This window comes from Gemmatimonas sp., assembly GCF_027531815.1.
GTDB lineage: Bacteria > Gemmatimonadota > Gemmatimonadetes > Gemmatimonadales > Gemmatimonadaceae > Gemmatimonas.
Window position 1 is genome coordinate 1 of record NZ_JAPZSK010000017.1, and the last position, 16,325, is coordinate 16,325.

Genomic DNA, 16,325 nt, shown 5'->3' on the forward strand with positions numbered 1-16,325 from the left:
TCTCGATGACGCATGGTGCAATACTCCTCAATAGTGAAATGACCAGCTACGAGGCGTGAACAAGCCTAGGTCAGCGCATCTTTTCGGTGGGACGGACATCCTCGAGGTGCCGCTTGTAAGTGACCCGCAATGCGCCTAACGAGTATTGGACTGCGGGCGATCACTGCAGAGCACGGATTAGACTGCGGATTTCTGCAGCCTAATCCGTCCGGCAGAACGGCCGCGCGAGCGGCGCAAGTGCTTTTGGCCAAGCTACTTGCCCGTGCACGCGGGGGACAGGCCGTTTCACGTTAGGCTGCAGATAATGCAGTCTAACGTTCAGTCGGGGCGAGAGACGCGCAAGGGAGGGAGCCACGCCGGTTCGGCGCGTGGCGCAACACCGCAGCACAGTCACCCCACCGGGCGCCGCACGGGCGGCGGCTGATCGAGCGGGCTGCGTACCCCCAGGCCGCCGCGGTTGAGCACATGCGTGTACAGCATCGTGGTCGACACGTCACGATGCCCCAGCAATTTCTGCACGGTACGAATGTCGTACCCAGCTTCCAGCAGGTGCGTCGCAAACGAGTGCCGAAATGTGTGACAGCCCACCCGTTGTGCGATACCGGCGCGCCGAGCCGCGGCGCTGACCGCCCGCTGAAGCACCGTGGGGTGCACGTGGTGCGTGCGGCGCTGCTGCGCCTCGGCGTCCCAGTACTCGCGCGAGGCCGGGAACACCCAGTGCCAGCCGCGGTTGCGCACGGCCCCCATGGCCTTGGCGCCTGGCGCGATGGGCAAGGCCACATACCCGCCGCCGCGACCGGCGCGACGCTGCATTTCCGTGTGCACCTCGGCCAGGTGCGCACGAAGCGGGTCGACCAACGCCGCGGGCAGCATGGTGACACGGTCGCGCGCACCCTTGCCGCGTCGCACGCGGATCTCACCGCGATCGACGTCCACGTCCTTCACCCGCAGCGTACAGCACTCCATGAGGCGTAATCCGGAGCCGTACAGCAGCGACGCCATGAGCCAGCAGGTGCCGGCCATCGCATCGAGGACCTGCGCCACCGCCGCACGCGAGAGCACGTTGGGAAGCGTGTGCGGGCGCTTCGCCGGCGTGATGCCGACCATCGCGGGCAACGGCTGCTCGAGCACGTTGCGATAGAGAAACTGCAAGGCGGCAAGCGCCTGGTTCTGGGTGGATGCCGCCACACCCTTCTCGTGCGCGAGGTGCGTCAGAAAGTCTCGCACGGCCGACGGTGGCAGTTCGGCCGGATGCCGGCGACCGTGGAACTGCACGTACGCCACCACCCACCGCGCGTAGGCATCGACGGTGCGGGGACTGAACCGACGAACCGCCGCGCGCTCGCGCAGCGACACCAACAGCCGAGGACGAGCCATGGGCGACAGCCTATCCGGAATCCGGCGCGGATGTCGCATCAATTTCTCGCGAGCAGTACCAATCCACGGCAATCGCGGGGCACTGAAAGCAGGCGGGGTGCGTCGCGAGCCGGGAAGCCGCCGGAAACGACAAACTCCCCGCGGGAGGCGAGGAGTTCGAAGTTCGTAGTGCCAGTTGTCAGTGATCGGTCAACAACCTTCTACGGCGTGATCGGCCGCGGCGCCGCACCCTCCACCTTGCTGCGCGTAATCTCCGGCTGACCCGCCGCCTTGAGCAGCGCGTTCACCTTGGGCAGGTTCGTGGTGATCACCCGCTCGAGGTTCGTCAGCTCGCCATCGGTCTTGGGCGCCAGCACGTTCCACACATCGTACGACTGCTTCGCCGGACGCCGCTCGCCGCTCGCGACGAAGCTCATGAGCCCCGCCAGCTGATCGTTGAGCCGGATGGGGAAGTTGAGCGGGTCCTGCCCGCTCTGGTTCTTCGTCTGGTAGAGTGAATCCTCCACCACGCTCAGCGACCCGGCAAAGCTCTTCGCCAGCGGCGCGAACGCCGCCGTGCCGGTCATCTTGGGCAGCCGGTCGTTCAGCTCACGCTTGATGTGCCGCGACTCGATCACCCCCTGGTTGGCCGCCGTGATCTTGTCCCGCACCTGCAGCGCGAAGCGCACCTGTTCCTTGAGATCCGCCTCGGTGGCCTCGCTGCGCGGGTCGGGCAGTACCCGGAAGTCGTAGCTCACCGGCGCCGAATTCCCTGCCGTCATGCGCACGCGATACGTGCCCGGCGCCATCGCCGGACCGGTGCCCCGCCCCGCCCAGGTGATCATGCCGCGGAAGGTCACCGCATCGTCGTGCTTCATGGTGTACGTGAAGCGGTTCACGCCCTTGCGTGTACCCGGCTTGGGCGGCGCCGGCGGCGTGAAGCCCATCTCAGCGAAGCGCGGATCCACCGGTGGCTTGGTCGTGTCGTTGCTCGCCGCCGTCCCCACCAGCTTCCCGGCCGCATCATAGAACTCGAACTTCACCACCATGCTGTCGGCGGGCAGACGATACGTGAACGCGGGCTGCGTTTGCCCGTTCAGCCGATACACCGGCACCGGCTTGTACAGATACGGCGCCGCACCCGCAGCCTTGGCCACGTCATCGGCCCAGCGCAGACTCGTGAGATTCTCCATCACCCAGAACGCGCGACCATGCGTGCTGATGGCCAGATCGTCGTCGCGCAGCATCATGTCGTGCACCGGCACCGGCGGCAGATTCTTCTGCAGGCTCTGCCAGCTGTCACCGGCGTCGTAGCTCACCCACACACCACGCTCCGTGGCCGCGTACAGCATGCCGGGGCGATGCAGATCTTCTCGAATCGCACGCGTGAAGTGATCGGCGGTGATGCCGTTCGTGATCTTGGTCCACGTCACGCCGTAGTCCGTGGTCTTGTACAGATACGGCGTGAAGTCGTCCATCTGATACCGGTTCCCCGCCACGTACGCTGTGCCCGGCGCGTGCTGCCCGGCCTCGATGATGCTCCAGCGCATCCACTCGGGGAGCCCCTTGGGGGTCACGTTCTTCCACGTCACGCCGTTGTCGCGGCTCACGTGCAGCAGCCCGTCATCACTGCCGGTCCAGATGAGCCCCTTCACCAGCTTCGACTCGGCCAGCGTGAACACCGTACCGTAGTACTCCACGCTCGTCTGGTCCTTGGTGATCGGCCCGCCCGACGCCCCGAGGGTGCGCGGATCGTTGCGCGTGAGATCCTTCGAGATCGGCGTCCACGTCATGCCGCGATCCTTCGAGCGGAACACCACGTTCGAACCCACATAGATGGTGTTGGGATCGTGCGGCGAATGCACGATGGGGTACGTCCACTGGAAGCGATACTTGCTGTCCTTCGCATCGTGCCCCATGGGGTTGAGCGGCCACGGATCGATGGAGAGCGACTTGCCCGTGCGCCGGTTCAGCATGTCCATGCTGCCGCCATAGTTCGCGCCGTACGTGATGTCCGGGTCGCGCGGATCGCTGCTGATGTAGCCGCTTTCGCCGCCCGCCACACTGTAGAAGGTGCTGAACGGGCTCGCCGGCTGTGCCGGGGCCGCGCCACCACCCATCATCTGCGCCATCATCGCCTCACGCCCGCCGAGCGCTGCCGCACGCACCGGGCCGCAGCTCGAGCCGGCGTCCTGCTTGGCGCCGCACACGTGATACGGGAAGTGGTTCGTGAGATGCACGTGGTAGTACTGCCCGGTGGGCGCCGCCACCCGCACGCTCGTCTTGCCGCCATCCTTGGTGACGATGAGCCCGTTGTCGTGCGCCACCGCCACACGCAGCGGATCGGTGGGATCGATCCAGATGTCGTGGTTGTCGCCACCACCGAAGCCGCGCGTGAACGTCTTGCCGCCATCCTTCGAGATGAGCGGGCTCACCTGCGGGCCGTACACCACGTTCGTGTCCTTCGGGTCCGCGTACAGCTTGCTGTAGTACCACGCGCGCTGCCGGAGATTGCGGTCGCCCGTCATGAACGTCCACGTGGCGCCCGCGTCATCGCTGCGATACACGCCACCATTCGGCTCGTGCTCCACGATGGCCCACAGGCGGCTCGGCTTGGCCGGGCTCACCGTGATGCCGATTGCGCCCAACGGCCCGCTCTGCGGCAGCCCCGGGTTGCGCGTGATCTCCGTCCACGTGTCACCACCGTCGGTGGTCTTGAAGATGCCACTCCCCATGCCACCGCTCACCAGCTGCCACGGCTTGCGCCCCGCCTGCCAGAACGAGACGTAGATGATTCGGGGGTTCGACGGATCCATGATCATGTCCGCCACGCCGGTGCTGTCGTTGCGGAAGAGAATGTTCTTCCACGTCTTGCCACCGTCGGTGGTGCGGAACACGCCGCGTTCCCTGTTGGGGCCGAACACGTGCCCCAGTGCACCCACGTATACGATGTCCGGGTTGTCCGGATGAATGCGCACGCGCGCGATGTACTGCGTTTCCTTGAGCCCCATGTACTGCCACGTCTTGCCGGCATCGGTGCTCTTCCACACGCCGTCGCCATGGCTCACGTTGCCGCGAATGGGCGTTTCGCCACCGCCCACCCACACCACGTCGGGGTTACTCTGCTGTACCGCGATGCTGCCAATGGTGCCGCCGAAGTACGCGTCGGTCACCGGCAGCACCGTCTTGCCGCCATCGGTGGTCTTCCAGACGCCACCGCCGGTGGTGCCCATGTAGTACTCGTCGGGGCGCGCCGTACTGCCGGCCACCGCCACCATGCGGCCAGCCTGGTTGGGGCCGATGTTGCGCCACTTCACGTCGAACGACGTGTCGGCGCTGGCGGCGGGGCGGCCGCCCTGGCCGCGCTGGGCCTGTGCCATTGTGCCGGTGAGGCCAAGCGCCAGCAGCGCGGCCGCGGACGCAGACGCCGCCGCGAGGGAATTTCGGGAGGAAAGTCGCACGGGATGTGGGGAGGATGGTCGGAAAGTCTTCACCCTCCTACGCAACCACCTGCCACCAACGTTGGCAAGCAGCCAACGGGCGCACCGCCCTCGGGCGTTGACCGGCCGCACCCTTGCCCCCGCGCCGCCCGCGTGCCAAGCTCTCCCGCCCATGACGCCTGAACTGCACGTGCTGCTTGCCGGGGAAACGGAGCCGCGCCGCTTCGAGTCGTGCGTCCGCGTAGGACGGGCGATCGACAATGACATCGTGCTCGACGACGCGGTTCCACCTGACGCTACGGGGCAACGAACGACTCCCGCCCCCCCACCACCGTGCGCACCACCTGCACGCGCAGCAGCTGTTCCGGCGGCACGCTCAGCAGGTCCTCGCTCAACACCACGAAATCGGCCAGCATGCCCGCGCGCAGCGTGCCCACCTCCTGCTCCATGAACGCGGCGTAGGCGGCATCGCGTGTGTAGTGTCGCAAGGCTGCCTCCACACCAATGCGTCCCGCGGGATACCAGCCGCCCTTGGGTGTCCCCTCAGGGGTCATGCGCGTCACCGCCGTGTATATGCCGCGAATGACATCCATGGGGAATACGGGATAGTCGCTGCCGAACGCCTGCACGGCGCCCGCGTCGTCGAACTGCCGAAAGCTGTTGCTCGACGCCGCGCGCCGCGGTCCGAGCAACGGCGCGTAGTTCGTGAGGGTGTTGGCGTCGGGGGTAGCGAAGATCGCCTGCGTGCTGGCAATCACGCCGAGCGCCTTGAAGCGGGGCAGGTCGCGCGGATGGGGCACCTCCACATGCTCCACCCGATGACGGCTGTCGCGCGCCCCGTTCACCCGCCGCGCGTGCGCGTACGCGTCGAGCGCCATGCGTATCGCCCGGTCGCCGATGGCGTGCAGCTCCACCTGCAACCCCGCACTGTCGTAGCGCGCCACGCCCCGGTTGAGGGTGGCCGCCGGCCAGAACGGCAACCCCGTGGCATCGGTCCCGGCATACGGCTCCAGCATGGCCGCGGTTTGCGCGTCTACCGTACCGTCGAGCATGCCCTTGGCAATGCCATAACGCAGCCACGGACCGCGATGACGCGCCCGGAGCGCCACGTACTGCGCGAGCTGCGCCCGCGTGACACCCGGGTCGAAGGGAACCGACACGTACCAGCGCACCCGCATGGTGTCCGCGCCGGCTGCCGCGGCGAGCACCTCGAACACGTCGCCGCGTGGCGCCCGCCGCGACGCCTCCTGCACCATGGTGATGCCGAAGCGGGCCGCGGCGCGGGATTCCTCATCGATGCGGCGCGCAATGTCGGCGCGCGATGGCGGCGGAACCAGCCGCGAGACGAGCCCGCTCGCACTCTCCTTGAGCAGCCCCGTGGGCACCCCACCGGCGCCACGCTCGATCACCCCCTGCGCGGGATCCTTCGTCGCCGCCGTTACCCTCGCCAGACGCAGCGCCACACTGTTGGCCAGCGCCTGATGTCCGTCGCGATCGGTGATGAACACCGGCCGATCGGGAAACGCGGCATCCAGATACTGCTTGTGCGCCGCGTTCTGCGGAAAGTCACTCGGCGTCCAGCCACGCCCCACTACCCAGGCATCCCGAGGCAACGCCGCAGCCCATGCCTGCAGCCGCTTCACGATTTCCTGCACGCTCCCCGCGCCCACGAGATCGGCGCGCGACTGCGTGGGCAGGTGCCAATGCGCGTCGATGAAGCCGGGCACGACGCGCCTTCCACCGAGGTCCACCACCCGGGTCCCCTCGCCCACCAGCGCGCGCACCGCGGTGTCGCTCCCCACGTGCAGCAGGCGCCCGTCGCGCACCGCGAGCGCCGTGGCGGCGGGGGCGAGCGAATCACCTGTCCAGATACGGGCGTTCACGTACACCGCCTCGGCCGGTTGGGCGGTTTGTGCGGCGACTCCCGCAACAGGGAGCAGGAGGCAGGCGGCGGGGAGCAGGGAGTAGAGGCGCATGCGCGAAATATGCGGGTGTACCGCGAGGTGCGTAGCTTGAGGGACACACCTTACCCCGCACCTCATGCTCATCGTCCAGGTCTTCGTGCACGTGAAGCCCGAGTACGTGGAGGCCTTCAAGGCCGCCACGCTCGACAACGCCACCCACAGCGTTCAGGAGCCGGGCATCGCGCGCTTCGACGTGCTGCAGCAGCACGACGACCCCACCCGCTTCACGCTCGTCGAGGCGTATCGCACCGACGACGCCCCCGCGGCCCACAAGGCCACAGCCCACTACGCGCGCTGGCGCGACACCGTGGAGCCCATGATGGCCGCGCCGCGCACGAACGTGAAGTACACGGCAGTCCACTTTCCCGACTGAGGGAACGGCTCCGCTCCTCCGTGCACTCCGCGAGAGCTGTTCACCCCACTCGCCGCCCACGCGGCCCCCGATATGCGCAACGGAAACTCCCCGTTCCTTCTCGCCGTCCTTGGCGTCGCACTCACCGCACGTGCCGCGCATGCGCAACCTGCGCCCCGCATCGAAGTCACCGAAGCCACCGTGGCCGACCTGCAGCGGGCCATGACCACGGGCAAGGCCAGCAGCGTAGACATCACGAAAGCGTATCTCGCCCGCATCGCCGCATACGATCACGCCGGCCCGCAGCTCAATGCGATCATCCGCGTGAACCCGCGCGCCCTGCAGGAAGCCGCGGCCCGCGACGCGGAGCGCAAGGCCGGCAAGGTACGCGGCCCACTGCACGGCATCCCCGTACTGATGAAGGACAACTTCGATACGGGGGATATGCCCACCACCGCAGGGTCACTGGCCCTGGCCAACAGTCAGCCGGCGCGTGACGCGGAAGTGGTGCGCCGCGTGCGTGAGGCGGGCGCGGTGCTCATTGCGAAAGCCAACATGCACGAACTCGCCGCCGGCATCACCAGCGTCAGTGCCTTCGGCGGTCAGACGCGCAATCCGTACGATCTCACGCGCTGTCCCGGCGGCTCGAGCGGCGGCACCGGGGCGGCGGTGGCGGCAAGTTACGCCGCGATTGGCTGGGGCTCGGACACCTGCGGCAGCATTCGTATTCCGAGTGCGTTCGGCAGCCTGTTCGGCCTGCGTCCGTCCACGGGCGTGGTGAGCCGCAGTGGTGTGGTGCCACTGTCGCATACGCAGGATACCGGCGGGCCACTCACGCGCTCCGTCGCCGACCTCGCCATCGCCATGGATCTCACGGCGGGCTACGACAGCGCCGACGCAGCCACCCAGCCCATGCAGTCGCGCACCATGCGCTTTCAGGCGGCCCTCGATGTGAACGCGCTCAAGGGCGCGCGCATCGGCGTATTCGCCCCATACTTCCGCGATACCGACGCCGAGATTGCCGACACCGTACGCGCCGCCATCGAGGTGATGAAGCAGCGTGGCGCCACGGTGGTGGACGTGGCGGTGGCCGACTTCGACTCACTCATCGTGCGCACCAGTGCCAACGAGTTCAAGTACGACTTCATCAATTACATGAAGACGGTGCCGAACGCGCCGGTGAAATCGCTGCGCGAGATTCTCGACCGCGGGTTGTACGACAAGTTCCAGGAGCCGCGCTACGTCGCGGCGGATACGGTCTCCGGACCCGATACACCCGACCATCAGGACGTGCTCGCGCGTCAGGCGGTACTGCGCACGCGTATCGAAGCCATCTTCGACAGCCTGCAGCTGGACGCGATGGTGTATCCCACGATACGTCAGCGCCCGGTGCTGATCGGCGAGGCACAGCCGGGGAGTACGTGTCAGGTGGCAGCGCAGTCGGGGCTACCGGCCATCAGCATGCCCGCCGGGTTTCTGCAGGATGGACTGCCGGTAGGCATCGAACTGCTCGGCAGGCGCTTCAGCGACGTGCGTCTCGTGGCGCTCGCGTCGTCGTACGAGGCAGCCGCGCCGCGCCGCCGCGCGCCCACCACGACGCCGGCGCTCGTCGCCGGCCGTGCGCCGCGTCCCACGGTCAAGACGCTCACCGTGACCGACGCCGGCACGGTGGTGCAGGCACGCGTGGAACTCGACGCCGTCCGCAACGAACTTCGCTGGCAGGCACGCGTGGTGGCGGGTGCGCCCAACGTGTCGGCGCTCGTCTTCCGCCGCCGCGGAGGCCGTGTCTTCACCTCGGTGGCCACCGCCAAGGTACCGGCGCAGCGCATCGTCGTACCAGACAGTGCGCAGCGGGTCGTGGCTCGCCTGCTCGGGCCGGAGATGCGTACAGCCTCGGGCACCCTCACGCTCACCTACGCGGACCGGTCTGCGCTGGCAGCGGGGACGTTCACGCTGGCACTGTACACGGCAACGAACCGGCAGACCGAGATCGCGGTGCGGTGAGCTGGGCGGCGTCAGAGGTGAGAGGTGAGAGGAAGAGTTGAGGGGTGAGCACGAGACTTGAGCTCGGATAGCGGTGAGAGTTGAGTGTTCTCGCAGTGAGAGTTGAGGAGGGCAACGCTCAACTCTCACCGCTGGCCAGCTCAACTCTCACCGCTATCCGGGCTCAACTCTCACCCTCTCAATTCTTCGTCTCGACTCTCGACTCTGAGATCTCAGCTCTCAGATCTCAGAGCGACGCCCTGTACGCCGCCGCGAACGCGCCCGTATCGCTCTTTCGCATGGCGCAGATCCCCACGCGCAACCCTTCCGGGAGCGGGATGACGAATACGTTGTGTCCCTGCATCTTCTCGCACGTCGCGAACGGGTCGGCCCCGCCGTCGAGCGTGACGAAGAAGCCGCCGTCGTAGGCGCACCCCGGCAGCCCTTCGGCCTTGAGCGCGGCGTCGAGCGCCACGGCCCGCTGGGCGAGCAGCGTACGCCAGTGCGCATGCTCACCCTCCAGCTTCGCCTGCAGGGCGGCATCGCGGCTGATGCGATTGAGCACGCTCATGGGCGCCCGCGCGCAGTTGCTCCAGGTGCCGCGGCAGCTCGTGATGAGCGCACCGTGCAGCGCCGCATCGGTTGCCCACGGAAACACCAGCGCGCCGGCGCGCGCGCCGTACAGCGTGTACGCCTTGCTGAGACTCAGGCACGCCCCCACCAGCACGTTCCCCTCGGCCCCGAAGGCGGCGTAGTCGTCGAGTGCCTCGCGCACCTGCTGCGGATCGCGCGCATAGTCGAGGTATGCCAGGTCGAGAATGAGCGTCACCGGCCCCTGGCTGGACACATCGCGCAGCATCTCCAGCAACGCCGCGCGATCGGCGCGCGTGAAGCTGCGCCCGGTGGGATTGTGGCACGGATCGTTGAGCCAGAGCACCAGGCGCCCCTGGGCGTCGAGCGTGTCGCGGCACGCGGCCTCCCACGCACCAATGTCGAGGCCCGTCTTCACGTCGGGATACGGCACCGTGTGGAGCTGCATCCCCACCTCGGCGGCGAGCGTGCTGTACGGCCCCCAGTAGGGCGCCGCGGTGAGCACCGTGTGGCCGCGATCGAGGAAGTTCTTGAGCGTGAGCGCCAGCGCGCCCGAGCCGCCAGGCGTGGCCACCCCCACGCCGATGCTCGTGAGCGTCGGCCAGTGCCGCTGCACGAGGTTCAACAAGTACGTGGGGTCACCGCCAATGGGCGCGTAGGGCGCCACCTCGGCGCTCGTGAGCTGCTGCCACTGCCCCATGACCGTGTCCAGCACCACGAGCTTCCCCGCGTCGTCATACAGCGCACCGATGGTGGCGTTGATGACCGCCGCCCCCTCGGCGGCGCGCTTCTGTGCGCGCGCGTTGAGGGTGAAGATCAAGTCGTCGCCGGCAAAATCACGGCGCGTGGGCAGGAGATGAGCAGTGGCGTCCATGCGCGAAATCTAGCCCCAGCTCTGACCCCAGCTCTGACCCCAGCTCTGACCCCAGCTCTGACCCCAGCTCTGACCCCAGGTCACCACTGCTGCCCGAAGCCGATCAACCGCGTCCACCCCGCGGCCTGGTCCACGGGACGCGTGACGCCCACGAACAGGCCGTTCCCGAAGAACCGGAAGCCCGCCGTCACACTCGCGCGAATCCGCTCCGTGGGACGCGCCACCGGCGCCCATGACGCCAGCAGCCGCGGATCGTAGAAGCGATCGAGCCGGTTGATCGCCTCGCGCGCCGCGGTGGTGGGTGCGTCGGCCCACCCGCCCTGCACGCCGACGCTGAACCCCGGCGCGATCGCCGGCAGAAACAGGGTCTTCACGCGAATCGGGTTGCGCAAAAACGGGCTGGTGTATTGCAGCGACCCACGCAGCGCCGCGGCCCGCGACCCGGCGAACTCCTTGTCGGCGTACGACGGCAGGTTCTGGAACCGCCCCAGCTCGAAGAGCTGCTGCGGAGGAATCCGCGCCCCCGTGACCACCCCAACGTCACCCCGCCCCAACAGAATGAACGGGCCGATCGGACGCCGACCGCTGAGGCGCAGTTCGGTCCGCTGGTACGAGAGGGTGCCATCGCCCCGCTCGTAGTACAGCCGCCCCCCCAGCCCCGGCTTCACGAACTCGGCGGCCACATCCGGGTGCCACTCAATGGTCGCCGCGCTCTTCAGGTAGCCACCTTCGTCTACCCCCTGGTTCTGGCGGAACAGCTCCCCGCCAAACGGCCCGCGCACATACTGGCTGGGGCGCCACCGGTCGTCGGCGTACCCCACATCGCCGCGCAGCAGCCACCGGCGCGCCCCGATGCGTCGCAGTGCCGATACCGCGGCGAAGTTGCGCGACACGTAGTCGTACGAATCGAGCGAGGCGAGCACCGCCGACGAGTTGCCGGAGTCGAAGGGTGCGCGGAAATCGTTGGTGATGTCCATCGAGCGACCACCACGCAGCTCCCACGTCCACGGGCCGCGCGTGCGCTCCACACTCACGCGTCCCCGCACGGTCTGCTCGGCCCACGCGTACCCCGCCGTGCCGCGCACCACCACGCCCGGCGCCAGATCGCGCAGCATGACCTTGCCGCCAACCCCCGTAAAGAGCCCTTCCACGCGATTGAAGTGGATCACGTCGGCGGCGCGCTGGGGCGTGAGGTCGAAGCGCGGGGCCCCGGTAGGCCGCCAGCGATCGGGCGCGATGTCCTGAAAGTCGTCGGCGTGCATCCCCTCGGTGATCACGCCCAAGCCGTTGCGCCACGACCCGAAGCGGGTGAGGGAATCGGCCGGGGCATAGAACAGCGGCCGCCGCGCCAGCGCCCGTAACGAGTCGGCCGTGGCCAGCGTCTCCGCCGACAGCGTGGTGTCGTTCACTTCCATGTCGGCGAAGCGGGACACGATACGGACAACGGCCCGCTGATCGCCGAGCACGGGCAGACTGGCCTGCAGCTCGATGCGCTGCTTGGCCGGCAGCCAATACTGGCCCAGGCGCTCGCCGTTCTCGTACTCCACGAACGCCACCGCATCGGCCAGCGTGCGGGCCAGCAGCGAGCGTCGCGTGCCCGTGCGCACGAAGTAGCCGCGCAGTCGCACCAGCGTCCCGCGCGACGCGTCGAGATCCATCTCGCCGTCGAAGAGCACCACCTTGTCGGTGATCCCCTCCCGCGGCTGCACGCGCACATGCGCGATGGGAATGCGGCGATCTCCCGCCTGCATCACGACGACCGTGTCACCACCGCGGTAGTCGTAGTAGCGATCGCGATCGGTGGCCAGTGGATGCACCGCCGGCAGCGTGTCGGTGCCGTCACGCCCGCGCGAGACGGAGGCGGCCTGCGCGCGTGAATCGGAGGAGCGCGGCCGCACCCGCAGCCGATTGCCGTAGAGCGACGGGTTGAGCCACCCGGTCTCGAACAGCGACAGCATGGACACGTTCGCCCCCAGCTGCTGCGATCGGTACCCCACCACCCGCTGATCGTAGGCCCCGGTGCGGTTCCACTTGAGGCGACTCGCCACCTGCTCGATGGCGGCCACCGCCTCCGTGCCTTCCTCGCGGCGCAGCAGAATGGCGATCTCCGTCTCCACCGCCGCCTTGTACGAGATCAGGTCGGCGGGGAGCCGGTTGTTCCGGCTCGCCTCGTCGAGCAGCTGCCGCAGCGCCGGCGGCATGGGCGGCACGGTCGATGCCGCGGTCGATGCCGCCGGCGAGGGCGCCTGCGCGTGCACCACGACCGGCGTGACGACCGTGACCAACAGGGCACCAACCCGCGCGCCAAGTGAGAAAACCCGCGCGGCCAGGATTTGGGCCACGCCACCGACATATCGTGAATGAGGCATACGTTACGTCGTACGCCGAAGGCCGACCCGAAGTTGCAGCACCCGCCGCTCGGGCTACGCCCCGTGTTGGCGCAGCAGCTCCACGTACTCCTCGGCGGTCCCCCAGTCGTGCATGGCATCCTCCAGGGCGTCGCGGGCTTCGTCGAGCGACTTGCCCATGGCCGCCGCCTTCTTCACCCCCGCCGGCGTGTCGTACAACGACGCGTCGTCCAGCTGCGCGGTGAGGTCAGCGATCTTCCCTTCCAGCACGCTCACCCGCAGCTCGGCGTCGGCGAGCGCCTTCTCGGCGGCCCGCCGCAGCTTCTTCGGATCCCCGCCGGCGGCCTTCTCCCGCTCACGCTGGTCGCGCTCCCGGTCACGCTGCTTCGCCGCGCGTTCGGCCTCCTTGCGATCATCCGCGCGCGACTGCTTTGCCTCGTGCTGCGCACGCTCGGCACGCATCGCCTCCCATTCCACGAAAGTGCCGGGAAAGATCTGCAGCTGGCCGTGACGCAGCTCCCACACCTGCGTGGCCAGCCCGCGCAGGACGGCGCGGTCGTGGCTCACGATGAGCACACTCCCGTCATACTCCTCGACGGCGTCCTCCAGCACCTCGATGCTTTCCACGTCGAGGTGATTGGTGGGCTCGTCGAGAATGAGCAGGTTGTTGGTGCTGAGGGTGAGCAGCGCCATGGCCACGCGCGCCCGTTCGCCCCCCGACAGGGTACCGATCGTGCGCTGCACTTCGTCGCCACTGAAGCCGAATCGCCCCAGGTGCCCCTGCACCTGGCGACGCTCCCAGAGTGGCCGCTCGTTGGCAATGGCGTCGTAGATGGTGCTCTCGAGGGGGAGATGTCCCACGTCCTGCCGGTAGTACGCCACGGAGGTGCTGGGACCCACCTTCACCTCACCGGCCAGCGGCGGCATCTCGCCCAGCAGCGTCTTGATGAGCGTGCTCTTGCCGGCGCCGTTGGGGCCCACCAGCGCCACCACCTCATTGCGCTCCAGCACCACCGCCACGTCGCGCACGAGGGCGCGGGGGCCCTCGGGAGTGGGCACGCCCACGGTCACGTCCTTGGCCTCGATCACCCGGTCCCCGCTGCGCGTGCCGGCGTCGAGGCGAAGTGCCATCACGCCGTCGGCGCCAATGGGCGCGGAGAGGCGCGGCATGCGGGCCAGCAGCTTGCGGCGCCCCTTGGCCTGACGCGTATTCTGCCCCGCCAGATTGCGGGCGATGTAGTCCATCTCCGACGCGATCTTGTTCTGCTGCTTGTCGAACTGTCGCTGCTGGGCCAGCCGACGCTCCTCGCGCTGCTGCACGAAGCTTTCGTAGCCGCCCGCGTAGGCGAACGCCGTGCCCCCCTCGAAGTGCAGCACATGATCGGCCATCGCGTTGAGAAAGGCGCGATCGTGGCTGATGCACAGCACCGTCTTCTCGGTGCTCGCCAGATACCCCTCCAGCCACGCCGTCGTATCGAGGTCGAGGTGGTTGGTGGGTTCGTCGAGGATGTACAGGTCGGCGGGCGTGGCCAGCTGCCGGGCCAGCGCCACGCGCCCCCGCTCGCCGCCACTCAGGGTGCCGATGCGCGTGCTGCGCGCCATCTGGGGATCGAAGGCCACGCCCATGAGAATCGCGTCCACCTTCGACGCCATCTCGTAGCCCCCGTCGCGCTCGAACCGTTCAAGGTCACGGCCGTACTTCTCCATGGCCGACTCACTGTGGTCATGCTCGAGATTGGCGGCCTGGTGGGCCAGGGAGTGCTCGAGCGCGCGCAGGTCACCAAAGGCGTCCGCCACGATGTCCCACAGGCTCTGGTCGCTGGGGAAGCGGCGGTGCTGATCCATGAGCGCCACGCGCAGCCCGGGCGTGCGCGCCACGCTGCCCCGCGTGGGCTGCAGGTCACCGGTCATGAGGCGCACAAGGGTGGATTTACCGGTCCCGTTGCGCCCGACCACCGCCCACCGCTCGCCGGCGGCCACCGTGAAGGAGATGTCGCGGAAGATTTCCGAGGCGCCGAAATCGACACCGACGTTGCCGAGGGAGATGAGCGTCATGCTACAGAGTAATCGCCCACGCGCGGATCACCGCCGCCGCCGCCCGCAGCGTCTCCCGCTCCGACGTGCTCCAGCGGCGTACCCGCTGTACCAGGCGCCTCGACCCCAGCCAGTCACGCCAGCCAAGCGCCGCGTCGCCTGATCGCGGAAGCGTGACCAGCAGCAGCACGGCCCAGAGCGGCGACCACCCCACTGCGGCCAGCGCCACGGCAGCACACACCGACACGAGCAGCCACCAGAACAGCACGAGGTAGAGCCCCGGCACGAAACACCCCGCCACAAGATCCACGCGCGCCTGGGCCCGCCGGGCAGACAGTGCGTAGACGAGCGGCAGGACAGGGGCATGCACCACCCAGCCGACGGCCGCGGCCGGTAGCGCCAGCCAGCGTGCGAGGGGCGGCACCGGCACGCCCGCCGCGTGCACATCCAGCGCGTACAGCAGACGCGCATGGTCCACCGCTGAGGTCCCGATGCCACCAGCGCGCTCCACCGCCGCCGCGAGGGCGCGCCCTGCCGTTCGCATACGAACTGCCTGCGGGCTGGGGCCGTCGCCATGGGCATCGGCGGCCAGCGCCGCGGCGGCGGGTACCAGCGCGGGCGCCGCGCCCAACGGGTCCTGCGGGGCACTCAGCGCGGCAGCCGCCGCCACCAGTTCGTCACGGGTCGTACCCTCCTCCCAGGTCGACGCGTTGCGCGTCGCGGCAAGCAGGTCCTGACGCAACCGTTCGGTGAGCGCGCTGGGCCCGCGCTGCTCCTCCGGCTGGCTTTCCCGCCAGGCGCGCACCGACCACGGCGTGCCCAGCACCGACAGCAGGTCGCTGCGCCAGCGGCGCGGCGCTTCGTACTGGTGACCGAAGGGTACCACGGTCACGTCGTTATCGTGCGCAGTATCGAGATGTTCCAGCATCATCTTCGCGACACCCGTGCGCAAACGGCCAATCTGGGGCACATCGTGCACCCCGCCTTCGGGAAAGACCTCCACCACTTCACCCGCGGCCAGTGCAGCAAGCACCGCGTCGGTCGCCGCCTGGTTCACCGCCGCCAGGTCCACCCCCTCGGCCTTCATTTTCCGCGCGTCGCGCACGCGCGCCACGGGAATCACGGCCATGGCGTCGTACATCGCCTTCGCCATGGCGTTGCTGGTCACCGACACCGTGGCGATGTATCGCGGATGGCGCGGTGACAGGTACAGCCCCGCAATCACATCGGGGAGGTCGTTCGGGTGATTACCAGCCAGCAACACCGGGCCCGAGGTCGGGACACGCCCGTACCCCACCACCCGGTGCTCACGATAGAACCAGCGCAGACACCGCCTGGAGACCCAGTAGACAACCCGACGGAAGAGCATGCGGCAGCATAGGC

The 16,325-nt window shown here is 68.5% G+C and carries 9 protein-coding genes; 2 read left to right on the forward strand and 7 right to left on the reverse strand.

Translation table 11 applies throughout. The features are described from left to right. Positions 1–390 precede the first annotated feature (390 nt). The 3 genes from O9271_RS16890 to O9271_RS16900 all read right to left on the reverse strand — a co-directional run bounded on the left by O9271_RS16890 (position 391) and on the right by O9271_RS16900 (position 6,772). Positions 391–1,377, reverse strand: coding sequence for an integron integrase (locus O9271_RS16890; protein WP_298272313.1), 987 nt, complete (start codon positions 1,375–1,377; stop codon positions 391–393). A gap of 200 nt (positions 1,378–1,577) precedes the next feature. Beyond that, positions 1,578–4,817, reverse strand: coding sequence for a glycosyl hydrolase (locus O9271_RS16895; RefSeq protein ID WP_298272314.1), 3,240 nt, complete (start codon positions 4,815–4,817; stop codon positions 1,578–1,580). 275 nt (positions 4,818–5,092) lie between these two features. After that, entirely contained in the window at positions 5,093–6,772 is a 1,680-nt protein-coding gene (locus O9271_RS16900; protein WP_298272316.1) for an amidohydrolase, read from the reverse strand. 64 nt (positions 6,773–6,836) lie between these two features. On the opposite strand from O9271_RS16900, the gene O9271_RS16905 reads away from it, so the two are divergent. Further along, entirely contained in the window at positions 6,837–7,133 is a 297-nt protein-coding gene (locus O9271_RS16905) for an antibiotic biosynthesis monooxygenase (RefSeq protein WP_298272318.1), read from the forward strand. A 72-nt stretch (positions 7,134–7,205) separates the two neighbouring features. Next, positions 7,206–9,116: an amidase family protein gene (locus tag O9271_RS16910; RefSeq protein WP_298272320.1), complete on the forward strand. Its 1,911-nt coding sequence runs from the start codon at positions 7,206–7,208 to the stop codon at positions 9,114–9,116. A 226-nt stretch (positions 9,117–9,342) separates the two neighbouring features. On the opposite strand, the gene O9271_RS16915 is transcribed toward O9271_RS16910, so the two are convergent. From O9271_RS16915 to O9271_RS16930, 4 genes are all read right to left on the reverse strand, one after another. Then, a complete protein-coding gene (locus O9271_RS16915; protein ID WP_298272323.1) occupies positions 9,343–10,560 on the reverse strand; it encodes an aminotransferase class I/II-fold pyridoxal phosphate-dependent enzyme in 1,218 nt (405 codons plus the stop codon). Between the two features lie 80 nt (positions 10,561–10,640). Next, positions 10,641–12,929, reverse strand: a complete 2,289-nt coding sequence (locus tag O9271_RS16920) for a hypothetical protein (protein WP_298272325.1) — start codon at positions 12,927–12,929, stop codon at positions 10,641–10,643. A 54-nt stretch (positions 12,930–12,983) separates the two neighbouring features. Beyond that, positions 12,984–14,963: an ABC-F family ATP-binding cassette domain-containing protein gene (locus tag O9271_RS16925; RefSeq protein WP_298272327.1), complete on the reverse strand. Its 1,980-nt coding sequence runs from the start codon at positions 14,961–14,963 to the stop codon at positions 12,984–12,986. 1 nt (position 14,964) lies between these two features. Beyond that, positions 14,965–16,311, reverse strand: a complete 1,347-nt coding sequence (locus tag O9271_RS16930) for a 1-acyl-sn-glycerol-3-phosphate acyltransferase (protein ID WP_298272329.1) — start codon at positions 16,309–16,311, stop codon at positions 14,965–14,967. Positions 16,312–16,325: the final 14 nt, after the last annotated feature.

Bases quoted from the DNA above. Each gene is read 5' to 3' on its own strand.
- O9271_RS16890 (WP_298272313.1), bottom strand. From the start codon at position 1,377: ATGGCTCGTCCTCGGCTGTTGGTGTCGCTGCGCGAGCGCGCGGCGGTT.
- O9271_RS16900 (WP_298272316.1), bottom strand. From the start codon at position 6,772: ATGCGCCTCTACTCCCTGCTCCCCGCCGCCTGCCTCCTGCTCCCTGTT.
- O9271_RS16905 (WP_298272318.1), top strand. From the start codon at position 6,837: ATGCTCATCGTCCAGGTCTTCGTGCACGTGAAGCCCGAGTACGTGGAG.
- O9271_RS16910 (WP_298272320.1), top strand. From the start codon at position 7,206: ATGCGCAACGGAAACTCCCCGTTCCTTCTCGCCGTCCTTGGCGTCGCA.
- O9271_RS16915 (WP_298272323.1), bottom strand. From the start codon at position 10,560: ATGGACGCCACTGCTCATCTCCTGCCCACGCGCCGTGATTTTGCCGGC.
- O9271_RS16920 (WP_298272325.1), bottom strand. From the start codon at position 12,929: ATGCCTCATTCACGATATGTCGGTGGCGTGGCCCAAATCCTGGCCGCG.
- O9271_RS16925 (WP_298272327.1), bottom strand. From the start codon at position 14,963: ATGACGCTCATCTCCCTCGGCAACGTCGGTGTCGATTTCGGCGCCTCG.
- O9271_RS16930 (WP_298272329.1), bottom strand. From the start codon at position 16,311: ATGCTCTTCCGTCGGGTTGTCTACTGGGTCTCCAGGCGGTGTCTGCGC.